The sequence below is a fragment of the Asaia sp. As-1742 genome, from assembly GCF_011753235.1.
GTDB lineage: Bacteria > Pseudomonadota > Alphaproteobacteria > Acetobacterales > Acetobacteraceae > Asaia > Asaia bogorensis_B.
This window is the reverse complement of the sequence record NZ_VWWA01000002.1, coordinates 365,627-387,622: the sequence shown is the minus strand read 5'-3', so window position 1 is coordinate 387,622 and position 21,996 is coordinate 365,627. Positions and strand designations below refer to the sequence as shown.

Annotated in this window: 20 protein-coding genes and 1 pseudogene; 7 read left to right on the top strand and 14 right to left on the bottom strand. The window is 54.1% G+C overall.

Annotation, left to right across the window (positions count from 1 at the left end):
• Window positions 1-30: 30 nt before the first annotated feature.
• Together F3J08_RS17505 and F3J08_RS17500 are read left to right on the top strand one after the other, a co-directional pair.
• A pseudogene (locus tag F3J08_RS17505) lies at window positions 31-189 on the top strand (DUF6538 domain-containing protein); the annotation flags it as partial.
• Between the two features lie 59 nt (window positions 190-248).
• Window positions 249-434, top strand: coding sequence for a helix-turn-helix domain-containing protein (locus tag F3J08_RS17500; protein WP_370458663.1), 186 nt, complete (start codon window positions 249-251; stop codon window positions 432-434).
• A gap of 19 nt (window positions 435-453) precedes the next feature.
• Here F3J08_RS17500 and F3J08_RS04410 read toward each other — a convergent pair whose 3' ends face one another.
• Window positions 454-807 (bottom strand): hypothetical protein, encoded by a 354-nt coding sequence (locus F3J08_RS04410; protein ID WP_166928571.1) that lies wholly within the window; start codon window positions 805-807, stop codon window positions 454-456.
• A gap of 231 nt (window positions 808-1,038) precedes the next feature.
• Here F3J08_RS04410 and F3J08_RS17495 point away from each other — a divergent pair, with 231 nt between their 5' ends.
• On the top strand, window positions 1,039-1,182 hold the full coding sequence (locus F3J08_RS17495; protein WP_370458662.1) for a DUF6538 domain-containing protein: 144 nt from the start codon (window positions 1,039-1,041) through the stop codon (window positions 1,180-1,182).
• Window positions 1,183-1,731: 549 nt separating this feature from the next.
• Here the strand turns inward: F3J08_RS17495 and F3J08_RS04405 are convergent.
• The 10 genes from F3J08_RS04405 to F3J08_RS04360 all read right to left on the bottom strand — a co-directional run bounded on the left by F3J08_RS04405 (window position 1,732) and on the right by F3J08_RS04360 (window position 14,909).
• Window positions 1,732-3,000: a methyl-accepting chemotaxis protein gene (locus tag F3J08_RS04405; protein WP_166928570.1), complete on the bottom strand. Its 1,269-nt coding sequence runs from the start codon at window positions 2,998-3,000 to the stop codon at window positions 1,732-1,734.
• A 220-nt stretch (window positions 3,001-3,220) separates the two neighbouring features.
• A complete protein-coding gene (locus tag F3J08_RS04400) occupies window positions 3,221-5,002 on the bottom strand; it encodes a methyl-accepting chemotaxis protein (protein ID WP_166928569.1) in 1,782 nt (593 codons plus the stop codon).
• A 179-nt stretch (window positions 5,003-5,181) separates the two neighbouring features.
• Window positions 5,182-5,436: a hypothetical protein gene (locus F3J08_RS04395; protein ID WP_166928568.1), complete on the bottom strand. Its 255-nt coding sequence runs from the start codon at window positions 5,434-5,436 to the stop codon at window positions 5,182-5,184.
• A 485-nt stretch (window positions 5,437-5,921) separates the two neighbouring features.
• Entirely contained in the window at window positions 5,922-6,644 is a 723-nt protein-coding gene (flgH, locus tag F3J08_RS04390; RefSeq protein WP_062165206.1) for a flagellar basal body L-ring protein FlgH, read from the bottom strand.
• 31 nt (window positions 6,645-6,675) lie between these two features.
• On the bottom strand, window positions 6,676-7,671 hold the full coding sequence (gene flgA, locus F3J08_RS04385; RefSeq protein ID WP_166928567.1) for a flagellar basal body P-ring formation chaperone FlgA: 996 nt from the start codon (window positions 7,669-7,671) through the stop codon (window positions 6,676-6,678).
• 7 nt (window positions 7,672-7,678) lie between these two features.
• On the bottom strand, window positions 7,679-8,464 hold the full coding sequence (flgG, locus tag F3J08_RS04380; protein ID WP_023980023.1) for a flagellar basal-body rod protein FlgG: 786 nt from the start codon (window positions 8,462-8,464) through the stop codon (window positions 7,679-7,681).
• A gap of 281 nt (window positions 8,465-8,745) precedes the next feature.
• Complete coding sequence (locus tag F3J08_RS04375) at window positions 8,746-10,164, bottom strand: tetratricopeptide repeat protein (RefSeq protein ID WP_166928566.1); 1,419 nt, start codon at window positions 10,162-10,164, stop codon at window positions 8,746-8,748.
• Window positions 10,164-11,249: a flagellin gene (locus F3J08_RS04370; RefSeq protein WP_166928565.1), complete on the bottom strand. Its 1,086-nt coding sequence runs from the start codon at window positions 11,247-11,249 to the stop codon at window positions 10,164-10,166. Before F3J08_RS04370 ends, F3J08_RS04375 begins: the two co-directional genes overlap by 1 nt.
• A gap of 18 nt (window positions 11,250-11,267) precedes the next feature.
• Window positions 11,268-12,836 (bottom strand): flagellar hook-associated protein FlgK, encoded by a 1,569-nt coding sequence (gene flgK / locus F3J08_RS04365; protein WP_166928564.1) that lies wholly within the window; start codon window positions 12,834-12,836, stop codon window positions 11,268-11,270.
• Window positions 12,837-13,250: 414 nt separating this feature from the next.
• The gene (locus F3J08_RS04360) at window positions 13,251-14,909 is read right to left on the bottom strand and encodes a PAS domain-containing methyl-accepting chemotaxis protein (RefSeq protein ID WP_205206702.1); all 1,659 of its coding nucleotides are present in this window, start codon (window positions 14,907-14,909) and stop codon (window positions 13,251-13,253) included.
• 528 nt (window positions 14,910-15,437) lie between these two features.
• Here F3J08_RS04360 and F3J08_RS04355 point away from each other — a divergent pair.
• The 4 genes from F3J08_RS04355 to F3J08_RS04340 all read left to right on the top strand — a co-directional run bounded on the left by F3J08_RS04355 (window position 15,438) and on the right by F3J08_RS04340 (window position 19,681).
• On the top strand, window positions 15,438-17,156 hold the full coding sequence (locus F3J08_RS04355; protein WP_166928563.1) for a flagellar hook-basal body complex protein: 1,719 nt from the start codon (window positions 15,438-15,440) through the stop codon (window positions 17,154-17,156).
• A 166-nt stretch (window positions 17,157-17,322) separates the two neighbouring features.
• Window positions 17,323-17,841: a flagellar basal body-associated protein FliL gene (gene fliL, locus F3J08_RS04350; RefSeq protein ID WP_062165211.1), complete on the top strand. Its 519-nt coding sequence runs from the start codon at window positions 17,323-17,325 to the stop codon at window positions 17,839-17,841.
• Between the two features lie 46 nt (window positions 17,842-17,887).
• A complete protein-coding gene (gene fliM / locus F3J08_RS04345) occupies window positions 17,888-19,030 on the top strand; it encodes a flagellar motor switch protein FliM (RefSeq protein ID WP_166928562.1) in 1,143 nt (380 codons plus the stop codon).
• Between the two features lie 48 nt (window positions 19,031-19,078).
• Window positions 19,079-19,681 carry a DUF6468 domain-containing protein gene (locus F3J08_RS04340; protein ID WP_166928561.1) on the top strand — a complete coding sequence of 201 codons (603 nt, stop codon included), beginning with the start codon at window positions 19,079-19,081 and terminating at the stop codon, window positions 19,679-19,681.
• A gap of 489 nt (window positions 19,682-20,170) precedes the next feature.
• Here the strand turns inward: F3J08_RS04340 and F3J08_RS04335 are convergent, their stop codons facing one another.
• The 3 genes from F3J08_RS04335 to F3J08_RS04325 are packed head-to-tail and all read right to left on the bottom strand — an operon-like array spanning window position 20,171 to window position 21,994.
• The gene (locus tag F3J08_RS04335) at window positions 20,171-20,578 is read right to left on the bottom strand and encodes a hypothetical protein (RefSeq protein WP_166928560.1); all 408 of its coding nucleotides are present in this window, start codon (window positions 20,576-20,578) and stop codon (window positions 20,171-20,173) included.
• Window positions 20,575-20,910 (bottom strand): rod-binding protein, encoded by a 336-nt coding sequence (locus tag F3J08_RS04330; protein ID WP_062165937.1) that lies wholly within the window; start codon window positions 20,908-20,910, stop codon window positions 20,575-20,577. Before F3J08_RS04330 ends, F3J08_RS04335 begins: the two co-directional genes overlap by 4 nt.
• Before the next feature lies 1 nt (window position 20,911).
• Window positions 20,912-21,994: a flagellar basal body P-ring protein FlgI gene (locus tag F3J08_RS04325; protein WP_051395980.1), complete on the bottom strand. Its 1,083-nt coding sequence runs from the start codon at window positions 21,992-21,994 to the stop codon at window positions 20,912-20,914.
• Window positions 21,995-21,996: the final 2 nt, after the last annotated feature.

Sequence of the window (21,996 nt, the reverse complement as noted above, 5' to 3'; positions counted from 1 at the left end):
ACCATCCGGGTGCCCCATCATGGCCTTGCAATGCTGGTTCGACGCCCTGCCGGATATGCTTTCAGACTTGTCATTCCGACACATCTGCGTGAACAGATGAGACGACGTGAGCTTTGGGTTTCGCTCGACGCGAACGACAAATCGCTTGCGAAAAGCCGGGTCTGTTCAATCTTTCTGGCCACGGACAGGCTGTTTTCAGGAGTGCATCGCGTAACGCAGGGGCTCTTTCAGGACATCAATGATTTACTATGGGCAGGAAACCCAAGCTCAGCAGACAAGTCCAGCGAGCTATCCGCAGGCGCCGCGACGAAGAGACCAGTACCGCTGCGGCCAAAGAATACGGCGTTGGATTGCGAACCATCCAGAGAATGATGCACGAAGCCAAAGCGTTAAAAGGCGTTTGGTATTGGCTATCGTCACATCAAGCTGTCTAGTCCGGCGATGCCAATACGCTCACTCCAGATCGTTAGACCTGATGTAGCGATCTATCCTAGCCATCGCCTCCTCGAACACACAGGATTCATAATCTATAAATCTCTTGTAGGGCTTGTATAAGCCCAAGCCCATATCTCCATGGAGTATACAATTTCCTATTATATCCAGCTCTTCCCGACTGAATGGGTTGACATACTCTTTCTTGCCGAACTCGATGCGTGAATATACTTTTTTTGCCATGTCCAATATTGCGTTGGCTTCGTAACGCCCGATAGTTTCCATTTCTATAGCGTCAAAAAATTCAAAGACAGTTGCTATCAGAAAGCTTCGTAACGAAGCCATCTCATCGTGAGAGAGTATCAAAGTCTCCATTGCGTGTGTCCTTATCCTCGCGGTTCCAAGTATAGTTTCTACAGTTTATCGCACCATAGAAGGCTTCGGTGCCCCGCATCGCCTATAAGGGGCCGTCATAGTGCGCTTCGAACCTGTATTGTTTCAGCCTCCGTAGCGCGCGCCACATTATATATTGAAACTAATAGGTTTTTGGCTTTCTAGGCGTCGAACCTAGATTCCCCGAAAATTTCTCCGTAATGGGACAGGCTGATGCTGCGTCTGACAAGGTCCCGCTACCGTTTTCGCTGGGCTGTCCCGAAAGATATCCAGCCTCTCTTGAGGCAGTCAGAGATCTCCCTTTCGCTTGATACTGCGGTTGAACTCGAGGCTCGCAGGCGGGCGGCACAGGTATAAAACCGGGCCGGACAGTTCTTTTACAGAGTGCATGCTATAGACAAACCTAAAAGACTCCCAAAACCTACCGTCCACACTGGACGAGATCATCACTTTTTATGAGAGCCTTGGGCGCGACACCGTGTCTGCTCACGTTATCAAGATGCGTCTGCTCGAACCCGAACATGCGCGGGAAATGACAAAGCTGAAATTGCGGTCATTGGAATTCAGCAATTTACACAAAAATTTGCTGTGCATAATTGGTTCGTATCCAACCAAGAATACGGAACGGTTCACCATAATGCGGACAATCGCCAGGAAGGATCGGCCAGAGACTTATGCGGCAGCTGTCAATCTGGTCGATACCCTGAGAGGCGGTGTTGTTGACGTTCTGCAGCAGGTCGGAATTGCGTTACTCATACCGCATACTCAGACCTCATCCTGCCGCGCGATGGACCGCAGACGCTCCGTCGGCTTATCCGCCATCCAGAGTCGATCTCTCGATTGTAGTCTCCTCGTGGAATCCGACCCAGATCATGTCAAGTAAACGCATTGATCCTGAACTTGATCCTAACAGGCATACCGCTTGAGAAAGTCGTTCAACGAGGCGACTTGATGGTCCAGGTCTAGGCAATTTCTATTAACATCTTCGGTCATGCACATATTATTGCCGGCAACGTCCTCGATCGATCTTATGTTTTTATTGATTTCGCCAATACTACTGGCTTGGTTTTTGGTTGTATCTTCAATACTACGAATGAAATTGTTCACGCTCGCAACCTGACATGTTATGCTTTCCATGCCACTTGCAACTTTCTCAGTAAGTGCGACGCCTGTCTTCATGGTCTCCTGGGACTGGGTCACGAGCTCAGCGATAACCTGCGCGGCTTCCGCCGAGCGATGCGCGAGTGATCGGATTTCATCCGCAACAACGCCGAAACCCTTACCTTCCTCTCCAGCATGAGCGGCTTCCACCGCAGCGTTGAACGAGAGTAATCGCGTTTGCAGGCTGATATCCTCTATCAGTCGGAGGCTCTCGACCATATTGAAGTAGCGTTGGGCAATACCGGATATGGCCGAAACTGTCTCACCAACAATATCCTTGAACGAGCCCGCTTGTTCATTGATATCTGAAACGAGCCGCCTGGCTGAAGCCACGTCTTCTGCATTTACCTGCACTGCATCATTCATCTCTCTCACACTTGCGGCGGCAATCGTGAGATCCTGGGTTTGTTTCTGGGTATGCCCAGATAATGTGAGGCTTCCCTCACGAATAGACGACGATGCCCTGCAGACCGCTTCAACACTCGTGGAGATAGCCGCGATGACCTGACGGAGGTCTTCAGCCGTTTCTGCTGAACGTATGGCAGACGCTTCATTCTGCAGATTGGCAGCTCGAACCAGAGAGAGGGTCGAACCAACTCCAAGGTACCGCCCTTCTCGCACTATGAGGAAACCGCGATAGAGATCGTGTGCGTCCGCACCAAGGAGTGAACGAGTGAAATTTGCTATGGCCACATCGTATTCGACAACTTTGGTTGGCCCTCTGAGGAGTAAGCCCACCTTCCGTCGGGTGTAGAGTGAACGTCCGAAACGTCCTGACATAACCGCGAAGAAAAACTGTCTATCGATAATCCCGACCGGTCGCCCGTCTTCATGTAAAACAGCGATCATTGAAAGATTGTCGTCATCTGTGAAAAGCTGGTTTACCGTAGCTCCGATATCATCACCCCCCAATACCGGAACAGTTTCCACAATATCTGCCATGATACGCGGCGGAGTACTGGTTATCCCGGTGAATTCCGAGGATATCAACGAACCAGAAAACATATCCGACATGAATACAGACCGTTTATATGATAAATATATGACGTCACGTCATGGCTCTAGCATTGGTTTTCAAAGCTTTACCATGCGGCCATATTACACAATATACTCGCCTCGCGAGGTAGTACTCGCAAATTTCTTCATTTTTTCATATTTGAGAGAGTCGGTAGCCACGATGGAAATGGCTACCGTGCGGTCAGTCCGTTCTAGCTCATGCTCTTCAGAACGTGCCTCATTGTTCCAACCGGAAGAATGCGACCCGATCACGAAGTACGCTCGCGGCTTTGTCCAAGGACGAAATAGCTGCAGTATTTTCTTCTACCATGGCTGCGTTTTGCTGAGTAGATTTCGTCATCTCTCCAACCGCCAGGTTGATCTCCTGTATCGCCGAGAATTGACCAGTCGAGGAATAAGCGATTTCCGCGACGAGCTTGTCGATCTCCCCAACCTGACTCAGGATAATACCTAGAGCGCCGCCGGCTTCGCGCACCAGCCTTACGCCATCGGAAACAAAATCGCTCGAACTTGAGACCATCTCCTTCACGCGGCGAGCGCCTTCAGTCGACCGCTGAGCCAGAGTGCGCACTTCTGTCGCGACGACAGCAAAACCACGTCCTGCATCCCCGGCTCGGGCGGCCTCTATCCCTGCATTCAGTGCAAGGAGATTTGTCTGGAAAGCAATTTCGTCGATAAGTCCGATCACCTGACTGATCTGGGCGAAGCTACTCTCGATCTGGCTCATCGCGTTCACTGCGTTATGAACCATCGCGCCAGACTTTTCAGCACCCAGTCGCGTGTCATCAGTCACTGAAGCGGCTTTCTTCGCACTGTCTGCAGAGTCACGCAGCATGCTCACAACGCGCTCGATCGCGGCTGAGGACTGCTCTATACTTGCCGCCTGCTGCTCGGTGCGCCGTGACATGTCATTCGAAGCGACAGAGATTTCGCCTGTGCCAGAGCCAATGGCCATAACGCTTTGCTGGATCACCGAGAATGTCTGATTCAAACGCTCAAACGCGTCATTGAAATCCGTCTTCATGACCTGAAGGCGCTGCGGCAGTGCAACATCAATACGGTAAACGAGATCACCCTCGGCAGCCGCCGATAGCCCTTTGCGAATAGCCTCGACTGCGCGGGATTCCTCTTCAAGCTCTCTCGCAACACGCTCCGCGTTTTCGGCCCTCTCCTTGGCAACAGCTTCCCGCTCGACAGCCTGCTCGGCAGCCAGAACCTTTGCTCGTTGCAAACCACCCTGGATCGTGCTGAGCGCCTTGGCCATATCTCCAACTTCATCTCCCCGCTCAAGACAGGGAATGCTCTCGTCCAGCCGTCCTTCAGCAATACCGAGCATACGATCCCTCACCATCAGAAGCGGTGATACGATCGTTTTCTGGCTCATAAGCAGGGTCGCGAAAAGAATAAGAATCTGGATGAGCACCAGACTAATGACGCAATTACGGACAGAAACATTCACATCATGAGCGAGCTGGTTTGATGCACTCTCAACATGCGTAATACGGCGGCCTGTGATCGCCCCGATATCGATCGCCAGGTGAACCCCATCCTGATCAGATGCCTGGGCGATCTGGCGCATTTTGGCAATGTCGCCTTTATCAAGCGCAACCAGCAGACTGTTTAACTGCTGCTCGAAAGTGCCATAACGTCCCAATAGTGGATCCAGCGTGGAGACGAGACGAGGATCCACCCTCGCGGCCTCAGCAAAGATATCACGGGTTCCTCGCATATCTTTCTGGAACCGCGTTACAACCTCACCGACGAATGGGCTGTTCGCCTGATCGATGAGGAGATGAGAGGCGTAAAGGAGTGCATTGAGCTTGTCGCTGATGCGCGCAAGCATGATTGTGCCCCGGTCATCTGAATTGATGAATGAGCGATAGCGCTCGCCGGATTTTAACTGGTTATTGACTAAAAAACCTGAACCGATAAATGTAACCAACGTCAATGTTATTGCAACAAGTGCAATCTTGGCCTTGAACCGAAAGACACTGAACATGAGAGGGACGAGCCTTTTTTCCGCGTACCCTTTCATTGGTCCATCGGAATTATTAATAAATCCTCTCGATGCCCCTTCATATAACCTGTGGGCGGCTTCGTTTCAGATTTTGCTTTGCAGATAGGGATTGACAAGAATCTAGGCTGATCAGACCTGCTTCAAGTAGGTCGCTGTAATCATCAGCCAGACCCCGCGTCACGCCCTTCCCGAGTGTCCGTGGCGCGGAGGCGGCTTATCAAGCGAAGGAAAAAGAAGCCGGCGGCACACGAAAAACATATCAGGGCTGCTGTCTCGCAGATCGATGCGAGTCGTTCCAAGGAACCATCGAACAGCCCCAGATACACCAGACGATCGCCGATGAAGGAGAAAACCTTCACCAATATGGTTTCTACAACGCCTAAACCTATGAGAAGTATGATCAGCTTCAGAATCATGTAACGGCCCCTGTCCTCGGTTTTTGACGAGAACGTCGAGTTCTAGGAGCCAATCGTTAACAGAAGATGGGATTTAACACGCTCAATCCGCCTTGACGGCGCTCGCCTTGCATTCTCGATCAAGAGAATTTTCGGGGTCTATGGAGGGCTTTCATCAATGCGTTCAGCCATGGTGCGGCCATGTATTTCCTGCCTCTATGCAGAGGGCCGGAAAAACGCCAACACGAGAATATCGACCGTGATGAGTGAGGGGGTAAGCATATAAATAATGGCCCCTCTCTTACCCGTTCCTTCCGGTCATCGTTACTTTTTTTGACGCAGTTCCCACGAGCCCTATGGCGAAAAGCCGGAGGAAACGTGGGCAAGACGGAGCGTTGCTCGAAACAGCTTCGTTGTGGCAGGGCGCTGCGCTACGCGAAAGACACCACATTTCGCAAGATTAAGAAGCCGATAAACCAAGGCCTGCCAACAAGCATGTTGCCTGGTCAGAATGGCAGGACACCATTCATAATCTGCTGTCCCCAGCGCGCATTCTGGACAGTGGTCAGCTGTCCACGACCTCCATACGAAATCCGTGCCTCTGCAATACGGTCATGTGTGACGATGTTGTCTTCCGTTATATCCTGGGGTCGAACAACGCCGCTAACCATGAGTTGACGCAGTTCACCATTGATGCGGACTTCCTGCCGGGCAACGACAACGAAGTTACCATTGGGCAGTACCTGAGTCACCGTCCCCGCCAGGGCAAGGGTGACAGTCTCATTGCGGCGAATGACACCTGCGCCCGTATTTGCAGTCGCACTACTTGTGTCCAGCGCACTGCTACTTGATAGCACCTTACCCTGGGCTCCGAAGAAACTCGGGATCCCGAATGTCTGCGAGCCGCTTCCTGCGACGGTGGTATTGTCGTTGAGTGCCGCATTGTCCGAGATGTTGACGTTGATCGTTATCAGATCGCCAACCTGAGAGGCACGCTGGTCTTTGAAAAAAGCCCGGCTTCCTGAGCGCCACAGGCTCCCGACCTCGGTCGGCGGAGGTTGGAGAGGTGGCATCGGCATTGTCACCGGACGATAGTCCGGCGACTGTGTCGGATCAGAAGTGTGGGTCATTCTCGGTGGGTGACCGAGTTCCGTCAGATCAGAGAGAGACGTGCAGCCGCCCAGTAGCAGCAGCACGGTCAATGAGCCACGGGAGAAAAAACGCGTCATCGTATTCAGAGCCACCTATCGCCAGGAAACGTCAAGGCGCAGGATTGCGCATAGACGCCGAAAGCCGGCGCATTGTGTTCGGATCGGACGGGACTGGATGACTCGTCAACGCCACTTCCACGTTTGACCCATCAGTGACTTTCCCGCTGACAATCATCCCGCTCGACTCATTCAATGCGCGGACCTGCTGTTTGGCACCGGCATCCTCAAGAACCCTTCCAGCAATCGACAATCTGAGCCCTGGAGCTACGTAGGTGATCATGACGGGATCTCCCTTATGCATGATCACAGTGCGCTGCAGGTCCTGCGCAATGACCGCGGAGCCCGCCACGACACCACGGCTGATGGTCTGCCCCTCTACCTCAGCCGGATCGGTGACAGCACGCGACGGCAGATGACCAGAATATGCCTCGTCCACCCTGACATCTGCGGCACTAACAACGCTTCCTGCCCCCAGCGAGTGGGTGTACACGATCACGCGCTGGGTGGCATGGACAACACCCGTCAGCATGAACGAGTCGGTTGCCAGATCTCCTGTAGGGTGGGCACGATAAACAGTGGATGAAAACCACCCGCTCCGCTGATCCCATTTCACATCAGACAGAACAACCGGCTCGGCCTCATCCGCAGAGACTGTCATAGGATGAAAGTCGTGAAACGTAATTGAAACGGGGCCTTCGCCCAAGTCGGGCAGGTTTTTCCTGACGAGGGAAACGAAATAATTCTCGTCAAGAATTCTTCCCGCTCTGGTAATCGTCATGAACGAAGAGGAGGACTGGTCTTCCCACTCGACACCGTATTGATCGGCGATCGCAATCAGTTGTTGCCCGCTTACATGAATACTCGATCCAGGTGCCGGTCCAGGACCCAGAACCCGATCCTGCCCGGGCTCAAGACCAGAAAAAATGTCAGAAAGACGAACCATCCCGGACGAAACGATGGACGTATTGCGCAGGGTCGCTGCATCTCCCGATACGGAATAGCCTATCAAAGATAGCCCTATCAGAGAGATCGTGAGCGCGCGCATATTGGTATCACCGCAGATTGGTCAGGGTTTGCAGCATTTCATTCGAGGCAGTGATAACTTTACTGTTCATCTCGTAGGCTCGCTGCGCCGTAATGAGCGCAGTGATTTCGGTCACGACATTAACTGAGGATTCCTCAACAAAACCCTGACGGACCGAACCATATCCCTCGCTCTGCGGTGTACTGAGGTTGGCTGTGCCAGATGAGGTTGTTTCGGTGAACAGGTTCTGCCCCATCGCCGTAAGACCATTCTCATTCTGGAATGTCGCGAGCTGCAACTGACCAGCCACCTGGGCTGTAGTCTGACCAGACAGCGTGTACTGTACCTGTCCAGACTGATCGATCGTGATATTCTCCGCATTGTTGGGAACGGAGATATTGGGAGACAGGGGATAGCCGTCCGCAGTAACAATCGTACCGTCTTCCGAGAGCGAGAATGTTCCGTCACGAGTATAGGCATATTCTCCCGACGGAAGGGTTACTCGGAAATATCCACGCCCCTCAATGGCAAGATCCAGCGAATTTCCGGTCTGTTCCAGCGTACCCTGCTCATTGATGCGGTATATGCCGGCCGTGCGAACACCAAGACCAACCTGCGCACCCGCAGGAACAAGGTCCCCGGTATCAGAACTCATCGTCCCGGCACGACGCAGATCCTGATAGATCAGATCCTGAAACTCAGCACGACGACGCTTGTATCCGGTGGTTGTCATGTTGGCGATATTGTTGGAAATCGTCTCGACATTTGTGGTCTGGGCCTGCATGCCCGTATTCGCGATATCAAGCGATCTCATCATTTCAGGACACCCCTACCAAGAGCACTTCGAAGAGCCTCTTGAATCGACATTATATTTTCTTATCGCAATGAAATATCATTTCAATTGCGCACAGGACTTCAATATCAGGCAATCTTCGAATTATCTGGCATGCGACATAGAGGCAGCTCGATGCCCCCATGCCGATATATGATGGTTACAGCCTACAATGCTTTGTTGCACAATACGAGACCGGGAATATGAAACTTTTCAAAATTCTCGAATGCCTGCGTCAGCGCGTCTTTTGGGACACGCCTGTCTCATCGGGCTGAGACAGGCGTATGAGCATATTTCGTCTCAAGGAGAGCCGTGAGATCGTCTGTGAGCATGGCAACAGGCCCTCCCCAATCGAGGGGCTGCTTTTGCTGATAAAGCCGTATCGACTCATACCACGGTGAATCACGTCGCCCCGAGAGCCAACGCCAGCATTGATCATAGCGTGAAAGAAGCCATGTGGGCTTCCCCAGCCCAGCCGATACATGCGCAGTCGATGTGTCGACGGCGATAACGAGATCCAACGTGTCAATCAGCGCAGCCGTATCATCAAAACTGGCGATGTGGCTCGTGTGATCTGAAAGACGCATCCCTTCAGGCGGATTTGCCGCCTGCGCTGCGCGTTCTCCTATCTGCAGGCTATAGAACCTGAGCGTTTCAAAGCGTCTGGCGACCTGTCCTAGCGGTGCCAGATCCTGCAGATTCATGGAGCGGCGATGGTCAGCAAGAAATGCTGCCTGAACTTCGGGATGCGGTGCGCCCGCCCATACAAGCCCCACACGAAAGGTATCGTGCCAGTTATCAGCGTCCCCAGCCCGAAGCCGTTCGCGCCACAGGGCGGTCTTTATCGGGTCAGGCCGCAGATATCTGCCAGGAACAGGGATCGTCTCGAGCGTTATCCCGAGCACGTGAGGCAGGCTGAGAACCGGACATTCGAGATCGTGCTCGGGGAGGATATCGTCTTCCGACAGGACAGTGATTTCAGGGAAACTACGCTCCAGAAGCGAGACGAGCTCCGGCCTCACACGCAGAATGACCTGTCCGACCTTTTGCGCCGCAAGCGGAGCCAATCGGGAAAACTGCAAGACGTCTCCAAATCCGCCTTCGGTGAAAACCATCAGAGTTTTGTCAGGCGCCAGCTCACCACCCCAGCGAGGCACACTACTTTGCCCGCCAGAAGCACGCAGCGCTGTCCAGCGATGCTCATACTCACGAAAGCCTTCAGCATAATCGCCACTTTGAAGCAGCGAAACTGCGCGGTTGGTCCGGCTGTATACGTTCTCCTGGTTCATCTGGACAGCGGCATCATGAAAACCGCGCGCCAGTGCATGATCTCCGCGATGATCAAGAGCTACGCCCATGTTACTGAGCGCCAGAGCATGCGAAGGTTCGAGGCGGAGACTGTTGCGATAGCAGGCGATCGCATTTTCGTACTGGCTCAGATGTAGAAAGCTGTTCCCTATATTGGACCACGCGTCGGGAAGACCAGGATCAAGCGCAACGGAACGACCCAATAATGCGAGGGCATCCGAAAACCGGTTTTGCAAGTTGAGCAGGCCACCGTAATTGCTCAGGGTGCGCGCGTTGTCGGGAGATGCCTGAAGGCGGATTTCATATGCTTTCGCCGCTGACGCATAATCACCAGCCAGCTGAAGCGCTTCTGCGCTGCCTTCCGGATGGGTCATCAGAGATAATCCGCCAGTGTCATGCCCTTCATGTTTGAAATAAGGATATACGAGGCACTCAGGCTGGTTTTGATATTCGCTGCATTGGTTGCGACTGTCGCCATATCAGCATTTCGCGAATCGCCCAGCTGGGTTTCGAGCATTGTGGAAAGCCCAGTCAGCATTGTCGATTGCGAGGTCAGGCTGTTTTGCGTTGCGCCCACAGCGCCTTCCTCTTCGGTCAGCTGGCTAATCGTCGTGCCGAGCGACGTATAGATCTGCTTTGCGAGATCGGAAAATCCTGGTGTGTTGGACGACATCCCGTTCATTGCCGATACCGCCATAAGGTCTCGCATCAGATCCCTGATCGGCGATCCGGTGGACGTATTGCTCGACGAGGAGGTCATGGATGACTGAGTAGCAACGATACCGAAACTTGTTGTGGTATTGGTCCCACTCATCACGCTGCGTTGATTGTCGGCAGCCTGAGCCGGAGATACGGAAAGTGTCGACGAAAATACGGATACCGCCTGATCGGTTGACCCCGCCAGAGAGGTCGCACTGGCAAGAACAGACCCCGCATTGGATGCGTTGAGAGACTGAACGCTCGCCGCAATCTGCTGAGCCAGGCTGCTCGATGACAGGGGAGCGCTCCCTTTTATGGGGGCTGTGTTGCTGTCAGTGCCCGCAAATACGTAATTTGCACCATCGCTCGTATTGAGCACTGTCTTGAGATCACCAAGAGCACTCATTGCCGATGAGGCGGCGGCAGCAACCTGACTGGATGTTGCCGTGCCGGAAATACCGAGCAGATTAGTGGAAAGCGTCTGCGCCATTGAAACAAGTTGATTGAGACCGGTGGCCGTGACGGACAACGTGTTCTGAGCGTTGGTGATATTGGATTGCCACGCCTGCACCTGAGTGATTTTGGGAGTGAGGCTGAGCGCCGCGGAACGGGAGGTCCCCAGATCGGCGTAAGTCGACCCGATGATACCGGTGCTGCTCTGCCACGTTGCGGTCTCCTGCTGCGCAGTCAGAGTCTTTACGCTCGCCTCAAGAATGAGCGAGAGAGCCGATCCACCGTACTGACCTACCGCATTGCTCATGACCAATCTCCGGACCGCTTACTGGATTGCCGATAACAGCGCATTGAACATGGTCTGCACCGTGGAAATGATCTTCGCGTTCGCCGTGTAAGCATTTTGCAGCGCAACGGTCTTGGCCATTTCGTCATTGACGTTAACGCCCGAAACGTCTGCTACTTTGGTCTGCAGGAGCGTGAGAACGGCGCTGCTAGACGTGACACCCGCGCTCATGGAAGCGATGGTAGCGCCCTGATTGGAAGTAAGGGCGGTCGATAACGCGAGTAGTCCCTGATTACCGGCATATCCCGTCGAGATCGACCCACCTGGACCGAGATTGCTGGACGGCGCAGAAAGACTCCCGCTTACGTCTTCGGCGTCCGAGCCAAAGGTGGTGGAAAGGACATTGCTGATGGTGGTTGTGACACCTGTATTGGTGCTCCCATCACTATTTGTGGTGGTGGTGAGCGCCGACGGCGTCTTGGTATAGGTACTGTTGACACTCAGGCTGGCAGACAGCCCAACAATTCCCTGAGGCACCGGCTTACTGAGGTCACTGCCCTGAATCGAACTCGTCGCATTGGCGTCAGAGCCGGTAACGAACAGAGGTAATCCTGCGCTGCCAAAACGATTCATTACCGTGTAGGAGAATGAATCGAGCTGCGCCTGCATCTGAGGGTAAGTGCTATCGCGCAGGGTCAGGTTGCCGCCAAGGCTCCCCCCTGTCAGACTCGTTGTAATATCCTGGCCAGCAAGAGTAATTGCCGGAATGGAAGAGTTCGTGTTCTGCGCACTGTAGTATGAACTGCTCGACAGTGTAACACTCGAAGTCGAGAGAGGCCACGTGCTGCTGGGTAGTGTCTGGGTGCTATCATCCAGACCCATCTGATCGGGTCTGGTTGGCAACTGTGTTCCGTCTGCGGTGCGCACCGTCATATCGCCGTTCGCACTGGTGGTGAAGGACACGCTCAGATTGGAAGACAGGTCCGACATCACGCCCAAACGCTGGTTTTCCAGATCAGCGGTACCCTGCCCCAGACTTTTAAATTTCATGATCTGCTTCGACAGGGCACCAATCTGTGTCAGGTCGGAGTTGATGGAGGACACATCGGAAACCGCACCATCAGCCGCCGCCTGTCGCTGTGAAGCATAGGTCGAGGCAAGAGTCTGCACGGTTGTCACCAAGGCAGAGGCCTTGCTGACGACTGCACTCTGGGAGACGCTCTGGGTAGGAGTGGACGTCAGGGAAATCAGGGCACTTTGCAAATTGCCGAGTTGGTCCGAAAGGCTAGACGTACTTCCGGAGTCCTGAGAGGTAGATCCTTGCACGGAGGAGACGGCAGCCAGCGAATCGCTCATCACTGTGTAGGACGAGGCCTGGGCATTCTGCTGATAAAGCGATGATTGAAGCGCTTGATTGATCGCAAGCTGGGTATTGCCAAGCCTGACCCCTGTACCATACCCCGCAGCCACCGAAGACAACGTCGCAGCCGTCTCTTTCACGTAGCCGGTGGTATTTGCGTTCGCGACATTGTTTGCCGTCACAGCATACTGGGCCTCGATAACACTGAGGCTACCCGTGGCGATCGAAAGAGAGGCCAGGAGGTTCATGCAATTCCGTTCAGCAAGAGAATGCCGCAGTCACCCACGACGGGCTTCAACACGCCACCCCGATAAAAAAGGGGAAACCAGCACGGACAGACCTAGAGACAAATAGTTTCGTAAAAGTTTCCAACCACCTCTGATGGCAGGTGGGAAATAGCGCGAAAGGATATATACTTTCCGCCGATACGGCGGCTCTGGCTCTGGAAATTTGGCGCCATGAGAAGCTGGCACATCCGGGATAAAAAAGGCTGTAGCCAGGCAAGAGCGCGGCCTTCGGAAACCGCACCCGCCCCCCGCATCAGGCAAGCCGATGCAGGGTGGTGCACTCAATCCACGTCTATCGTGCAGACCGGGCCACGCATCGTGAAAAAACGACGTGGAATGAATACCTAGCCAAATAGCCGTGACAAGCCCGATACCCTAGACAACCTCGCTCAACGTGAACTCATCAACAAGCCCCTTGAGACGCCCCGCCTCGACACCGAGACTATTGGCCGCCGCAGTTGCCTCTTCGACCATTGCCGCATTCTGCTGGGTCACACGATCCAGTTGACCCACAGCCTGGTTGACCTGCCCCAGCCCCTCCGCCTGGTCTTCGGATCCCAAAGCGATTTCCGACAGAAGGCCGTCAATTCCGGATATGCGTTCGACAATCCCACCCAGTGCAGATCCGGCGTCCGTGATCAGCTTTGCGCCACGGTCAACGTGCGTCGTACTCTCTGAAATGAGGAGACGTATCTCCTGAGATGCCTTCGCAGAACGCTCCGCCAACGCGCGCACTTCTGTAGCCACCACGGAAAATCCACGACCCGCCTCACCCGCGCGGGCGGCCTCGACGGCAGCGTTCAAGGCAAGCAAATTGGTCTGAAAGGCGATCTGTTCGATCATCCCGGTGATCTGCGAGATTGCCTTCGACGCCTCACGCATACGCTCCATGGCATCGATCGCTCCATCGACGATCTGGGTCGCCGCCAGTGCATCGACTCTCATTGATGAAGCTGAACAGGCCGCCGCCTTGGCGCTTTCCGCCCCTTTTGATACGCGCGCAGTAATCTGATTGAGCGTAACGGCGGTGCGCTCGAGATTGCCCGCCTGCATCTCTGTCCTGCGGGCGAGATCATTGGAGGCAACGACGATCTCATTGGCTCCGTTCGCGACCGTGCCGACCGAGGCCGCAACACCGCCGAGCGTCATGTCCAGCTTCGAGATTGCCCTGTTGAAATCTTCGCGGAGCTTCTCGTATGTGGGATCGATCTCGCCATTGAGGCGAAAACCGAGGATGTTATCGGCCAGTCGCGCCAGGCCCTTACCAACGTCATCAATGGCCTTTACCCGCCCCGTGATGACCGTCGCGAATTTGACGACCTTGACCACCTCGCCTTTGATATCAAAAATCGGGTTATAGGAAGCCTGCAGCCACACCGGCTCCCCACGGCTATCGAGACGCTTGCATTCGAGCGGTACATATTCCCCTTTTCGCAGCTTGTTCCAGAACGCCTTGTATTCCGGGGTGGCAGCCATATCCGCCCCGACGAAGATCGAATGGTTACGCCCGACAAGATCTGGCAGTGAATAGCCCATAGCTGCGAGAAAATTGGGATTTGCATGCAAGATGGTGCCGTCGGGCGCAAATTCGATAACAGCCTGAGCACGAGAGATCGCGTCGAGCTTGCCCGCTGTATCAGCCCTGAGGGCCGCAGCCTCTGTCACTACAGCTGCAACCTTGACGATTTTATAGACCCGACCTGTAACGTCCCTGACCGGATTATAGCTCGCCTGCAGCAAAACCTCGGAACCGCTCTTTGCCAGCCTTATGCATTCCTGCGTACAGGATTTTCCCTCAGATAACCCGCGCCAAAATCCTGCATATTCCGCACTTGCGGCATAGGTATCGTCAATGAACAGGCGATGATGACGCCCTACGATCTCATCAAGCCGATAACCCATTGCATCGCAGAAATTCTGATTGGCCTCGAGGATCATGCCGCTCACATCGAACTCGATGAACGCCAGCGCACGATCAAGCGCATTCATCTTGGCTTTGGCATCTGCCCAGCCACCAGGCCACGACTTAAACATCGATTTTTTACTCCGGAGATTGCCTGAAGAGTACTGGAGACGAGGGCAGATAGACACTCACAAAGCCGGACTATACCAAAGCCGCGCCACGGGCGCTGATTGTCAGAACCACCCCTATCTTGTGCCGGATCAATGCCGGCCATTCATCTAATCGTGAAAATAGTTAACGAAACGTTTTTATCCGACGCCTGCGGCTTTTGTCTCAATTTTGTCATCCGGCATTCAGTTTGCCATCATCGCACCGCGGAAAACGTCTTACCGCGTTTCGGTATCGTGGGCTAGCATCCGGATAAACATCGTAACAAAGCTTGCGTTTCCACCAACACATGCTACCCATAGCCAAGCTGGGATTCACCTCGTTTCGGGATACTCTTGATTGCCGCAGGCGCGGTGAGAGACAAATTTCGATCCGGTCAAGGCATCGCGCAATTTTATGTCGTCTCGTTCATTCAACATTCGGACTCTTCGTATACCATGCCCATGCGGCAAGCGAAGCAGCTCGTGGCATATAAGGTCGGGGACACTCTGATGTCAGTATTTAACGCGCTCACGACGGCCGTCAGCGGAATAAACGCGCAGTCAACGGCATTTACAAATCTCAGTAATAATATCGCAAACAGTCAGACCGTAGGTTACAAAGCCGATACGACTTCGTTCCAGAACTTCGTTGCTGGCTCGATGATTGGCAGCACGGCCTCGGCCGATGTCTCGGATTCCGTATCCGCTATCACGGTGCAGCATGTCGATAATCAGGGTACACCGACCAGCAGCAGTAACAGTCTTGCCTCGGCCATTTCTGGGAATGGGTTATTCGTTGTCTCCAAGGCGAACGGCGCTGGCAATGCGAGCACAACACAGTTTTCAGATCAGAGCTATTATACGCGCAACGGTGAGTTCTCGCAAAACAACCAAGGTTATCTTGTCAATACCAGCGGTTATTACCTCGACGGATATATGGTCGATCCGTCGTCCGGACAGCTTGGCACAAGTGTGACGCAGATCAATGTTGGCAATATCACTTATCGTCAGCCACAGACGAGCAAGCTCACGCTGACAGCTACTGTGGGCACAATGCCTGCAAATTCGGCGAATTATACCGCCAGTGATGCCCAGACATACACGACTGCACCCGTGACAGTGTATGACGCGAACGCAACACAGCATCATGTGGCGCTCAACTGGTCTCAAAGCACCACAAATCCTCTCGTCTGGACTGCCAGCGCTTATGACGCAGATGGAACGGGCGCCATCAATCAGGCGGATAACACCTATAACGTCACCTTCAACAGTAACGGCACTCTGGCCAGCGTAACGGATTCGACGGGAGCTACAGTTGGCTCGACCACCACTGGCGCGGCTGTAACGCTCCCCATCACAGCGTCCTATGGAACGAATACCTCTCAGTCGATTAGCCTGTCACTGGGCACCATTGGTGGCACCAGCGGAACGATCATGGCACAATCGACGGGCACTGCGAGCAAAAGCGCAGTCTCGAGCCTGACGCTTGATCAGAATACTTCGACACTCACTGAGGACAGCTCTCAAATCGGTACGGCCACCGGCTCGAACCAGAGCTATATGACGTCGCCTGTTGATGTCGGGGGTACGCCCGTATCGCTTCGGTGGGCTCAGACATCTGCCTCGCCGCCAACCTGGAACGTGTCGGCCATCAACTCCTCTACCGGCGCTGCGCTGAGCTCGACGAGTTCGATCACCTTCAATGCGAACGGCACGGCAAACTCACCCCCGACGACTCTTGCCGCCACGATCAACGGGCAGGCCTATACGGTGAAGCTGCCAGACATGACCAGCACAACGAGCCCCCTGCTCTCGACTTCGAGCTCGCTTGGACAGGACACGACAGCTCTCACATCCGACGCTGTAGCCGCTGGCACATATCAGGGCGTTCAGATACAGAGCGACGGATCGGTCATGGCGCAGTTCAGCAACGGGGCATCCCAACTTGCAGGCAAGATTGCGCTTGCCAATTTCGCCAATGTCAACGGATTGAACGCGGTAGACGGGCAAGCGTACACCGCTACCGCAGCGTCTGGTAACCCCGCTGTCGGCACTGTTGGCGCCAACGGGACCGGAACACTCTCCGTAGGTTACACAGAGTCTTCAACCACAAATCTCACAAGCGACCTTTCTGCCCTGATCGTTGCTCAGGAAGCGTATTCAGCCAATACCAAGGTCATCACCACTGCGGACACTCTGCTGCAGGCTACCATTGCCATGAAGCAATAATATAAAAGGACGATTTTCCCGGGCAGCAGTCTGATGCTGCCCGTCGAAACAAGGCGACCTCGCAGGAGGATGCTCCTCCTATGGCGCCCCGGAAACTTCCGTCCGCGCATGAATGGCGCATTAATCAAACTAAAATCACTGCCAGAAGAACGTGAGCGAAAGATAAATGAGTGAATCCCGCCTGAACGACGATCTCGACATCAACGTTGTCGATGACGATCGGCTTGGGATGAAGGCTCAACCCAGAAAGAAACGCCTCATTCTCGTGGCAGCATCACTGATCCTGCTCACTTTAATCGCCGGCACAGGATATCTTGCAGTCCATAAGGGGTGGTTTTCGTCAACGAAGCAGACAGCAGAGGCAGCTGACCCGTCCACTGCCCAAAGCACCATTCTGGCGGTACCATCCATCATCTCGAGCCTCGATAATGGTGAAAATCGACCCGTCTATGTGAAGATGACAACGCGTGTGGAGATTGCAGGAACTCAGAATGAGGCCTCGCTGAGGCGGTATATTCCCCAGATCCAGGATATATTTCAGACCTATCTGCACGAGACGCGCCCTCAGGAGATAAGGGGAAACGGGGTGTACAGGTTGCGTGAAACTCTTCTGAGGCGGCTTAGAATTGAGATAGCGCCCCTCAAGATCACCAATTTTTATATTACCGAATTCCTCATACAGTGAGACCGGTTGAGATAAACATCGGTCCTTTCGATGCAGGCAGAGTTTCATGATGTCGCCTAGTGAACACCATATCCCGCCCATACCTGATGCCTGGGCCGACCCCAAGGTCGAGAGCGAGAATGACCCCTTTTCCGGCAGTGCCTCCGAGCCTTTCCAGGCGGACGAAACGCTGAACCAGATGCTCGACCAGTCGGAGATTGACAATCTCCTTGGCGGCGCATTCAGCGACCTGCCTGAACGGCACGAGACAGGAATGGAGCGTGTGATCAGGGCCGGCTTTGTCGCTTACGAGCGCATGCCGATGCTCGAGATCGTGCTTGACCGTCTGGTCCGCCTCCTCACAACGGGCCTTCGGAATTTCACGAATGACAATGTCGAAATCACCACAGAATACACGCGCTCCATGTGTTTCGGCGACTACGTCAACAGCGTGCCGTCATCCTCGCTGTTTTGCGTCTTCAAGGCTGTCCAATGGGAGAATTACGGTCTTCTCGTAATCGATTCCGCGCTGGCCTACTCCATAATCGATATTCTCATGGGTGGCCCGCGTGGGAAGGGTCATTCAGGCACTGAGGGGCGGCCTCACACCGCCATAGAGCGTACTCTGATCGAAAAGCTCATGAACCTGACCCTGCGGGAATTGTCGGTCGCGTTCAGCCCAGTATGCGAGATCGACCTTATCTTTGAACGGCTCGAAGTAAGCTCACGCTTTGCGGCGATCGCTCGTGCTTCAAATGCTGTCGTGACATCGAAGATGCATATTGATATGGAGGACCGGACCGGCAATATGGATCTTGTCATCCCTTATGCAACCCTCGAACCTGTGCGAGATCTGCTCTCCCAGCAGTTCATGGGGGAGCGATTTGGCCGTGATTCGGTTTGGGAAAACCATCTTATTTCCGAAATTATGGAAACCAATGCCGAAATCCTGGCTGTGCTTGAGGAGCAGACCGTCAGCCTTTCGACATTGCTCACCATGAAGCCAGGTATGCAGCTCGTATTTCCCCACAAGGTTAAAAACACCCTCCCTGTGACGCTGCAGTGTAATCAGACGACACTCTTCGAGGGGCATCTGGGGCAATCAGGAGGGAAAGCAGCCGTTAAGATCGATCATCGGCTTGTGCCCGAGGATAGCCCGCATATACACAACCCGAGTGAGGCCACCACTGACTTCGAGACTATGGACTGACATCCCGCAAAACGAGGCTGACGATAAATAACGGAGGATTGAGAGAGAATGCTCGCCCAAATTCAGGTATTCATAGAAGCGGCACTCTCGGTTCTGCTGCTGTTAGGCATCGCCTATAATTTTCACATCAGCAAGACCCTGTCAGCTTTGAAGAGCGACAGAGCAAGTCTCGTCAAACTTATCGAAAAGCTCGAGACCAGTATCAAAAATGCGCATGATGGTGTTGAAAAGCTGCGTGTTGCGGGTCAAGTCAGCGGACGACCGCTGAGCCGCACGATCGAGCAAGCCAAGATCGTCGGGGGTGAACTGGATACGCTTGTGGACAAGGCAGATTCGAAGGCTGAGCAGCTCAGCGTTCTGACACGAAAAGCGGAATCCAGTGAGCAATCCCTGGGAAAGCTTCTGGATGATGTGTCAGACGTCAAACTGGATATGCTTCGACAGTCAGAGGCACCTATCCTGCAAGACGACCCGGAAAATACCGAAGCTCCCCTCCCGGACAACCACACCCCAACGAAAGCTCCCATTCCCGAACCGGAGCGACACGAGCAACGCCCGGCCGTCACGCCCGTGGTTACCGAGGCCCGCAAGCCGGTGCCAGAAGGTCATCATGCTCGCAAACGTATGGGCAGCAAGTTTCTCGGCGAATAGAGAACCGAGCCGTTTCTACCACGCAGCCCCGGTTACATATCGGGGCTGCGTAGCACCGGGGTCTGCAAGACTGGACCAGGCGCTCCAGTCCCAGACACTGGTATTGCGTCGATTTTCAGCGGCCATCGATGCAATCGAAGGGACATTCTTGATGGGCAAGTGCTGATTTCGAACGACAGGGGTCGAATTCAGAAGATAAACGAAAGCCACGTCTGATCCCATGTAAACACAGCCGCATCCGATCGGATCTGCGTAGAGATAGATGGGGCCGCTAGGAGCAGGCCGATAGGTCATCACACCAGGCGGGAGCGAATTCATCATTGCGTAACGTGCGGTTGTATCTGCGGGATGGGCTATAAACCCCGCATCCGCTATCCGTTTACCCATGGTGAGATACGGCTTTGCTGGAGACTGACAGGCAGTCAACGCCAAGCTTACAGACAGACCTGTCGCCCTCATCAGTCCAACGCGCATACGGTCTTTCAACTCTCAGATTTCACTGTGAAGGGTCAAGGCGGCGCTCTCTGTCGTCGGCGTGACGTAGTGACCTGACGGACTGTATGCCTGCGTGATTTCTTCAACGGGCGCGGCACATATCAATTTCAGGAATTCGGTTTGCACCACTGACATATGCTCGAGCAAAGCCTGGTTCTCCGCAACAAGCGAGATCAGGTCCCCCATGGTCGGCATCAAAGCTGTTCTATCGCCCCCCTGCTCCTCAAATTGAGTCAGTGCCTGCTCCATTTTTGACAGTAATTTCGTTTTATCCGCGAGCAGTATCTCGATCTGTTCAGGCTTCCCCTGACGGAGCTGTTCATTTTCCACTTTCAGCAGGGCCATAAGCCGCGATGCCGCTTTTATGACCGGCGAGGTCTGGTCTGAGCGCATACCGATCATGTCTCTTCCTGTTCCTGCATCGCGAGTATTTGTCGATACACACTGTCGGCAATACCGATCCCGCCATTATTGGCTATCTGCTTTCCCATCTCCAGCACTTGCAGGGAACGGAACTGCTTTTCAGCCGCGCCTCCACCAAATTCGTTGTCTGAGATGTCAGCGGTGTCAAACATGGGCTGAAGCAACTCACCCAGCGTAAGGCCCTCAAAAGATCTCGCTGTTTCGCGTGCCTTGTCAGCTTTTGCGGTTCGGGCAGCCTCCTGCGCTTTAGCCAATGTCTCATTCTGCGCAGCAGAGAGAGAAGAGAGTGTTGCAGGCGTCAAAGCCGTCATGTCATCGAACCTCCAGATCTGCTTGGAGAGCGCCATCGGCCTTGATAGCCTGCAAGATACTGATCATATCGCGCGGCCCCATTCCCAAGGCGTTCAGCCCGGCAACAAGGCTCGCGAGCGTGGGACCTTCACGAAGAATACCCAATCGGTGAGAACTGTCTGTACTGGCATCGATCTGCGTTCGAGGCACGATCGCCGTCGTCCCATTGGAAAAAGGGGCAGGCTGGGCGATCAACGGAGTCTCCGTCACCTGGATCGTCAGGTTGCCTTGCGCAATGGCAACCGTGCTGATGCGCACATTATCGCCCATCACGATGGTCCCACTTGCCTCATCCACAATGACTTTGGCCATCGTATCCGGTTCGATCATAAGATCGCCGATCCGATAAAGAAGCGAGGGCGCGTCGCGCCCGGCCATGTTAACTGAAACCGTGCGCGGGTCATCCATTTTGGCCGTGCCATATCCGAGAGAACGGTTAATGGCATTGACGATTCTGTTTGCCGTCGTGAAATTCGGGTTTCGCAAGGAGAGATGGATCAGCCCGCTTCTGCCCAGGGAAACCGGCACCTCGCGCTCGACAACTGCGCCATTGGCGATATGCCCTGTCGTTGGAATATTGCGGGTAGCCGAGGCCGCCGTCCCTCCGACTGAGAAAGCATTTGTGACGAGGGAGCCCTGCGCCACAGCGTAGACCTCACCGTCTGCTGCCTGGAGCGGCGTCACCAGCAACGTGCCTCCTGCCAGGTCACGGGCGTCGCCCACTGCCGATACCGTAACATCGATATGCCCACCCCCGTGAGAGAAAGGAGGCAGAGTCGCGGTTACCATGACTGCAGCAACATCATGAGTCTGTAACTGGACTTCTCGATCGCGGATATTCACTCCAAGACGATTGAGCATGCTGATGAGGGTCTCGCGAGTGAAGATCGTATTTGTCAGCCGGTCGCCCGTTCCTCGCAGACCGACAACCAATCCGTACCCGACCAACTGGTTGTCACGCACACCCTCATAATCGACAATATCTTTGACGCGTACTGCGGTGGCGTTTGACGCCGGCGCATAACCCACGATTCCCAGGCTCATAC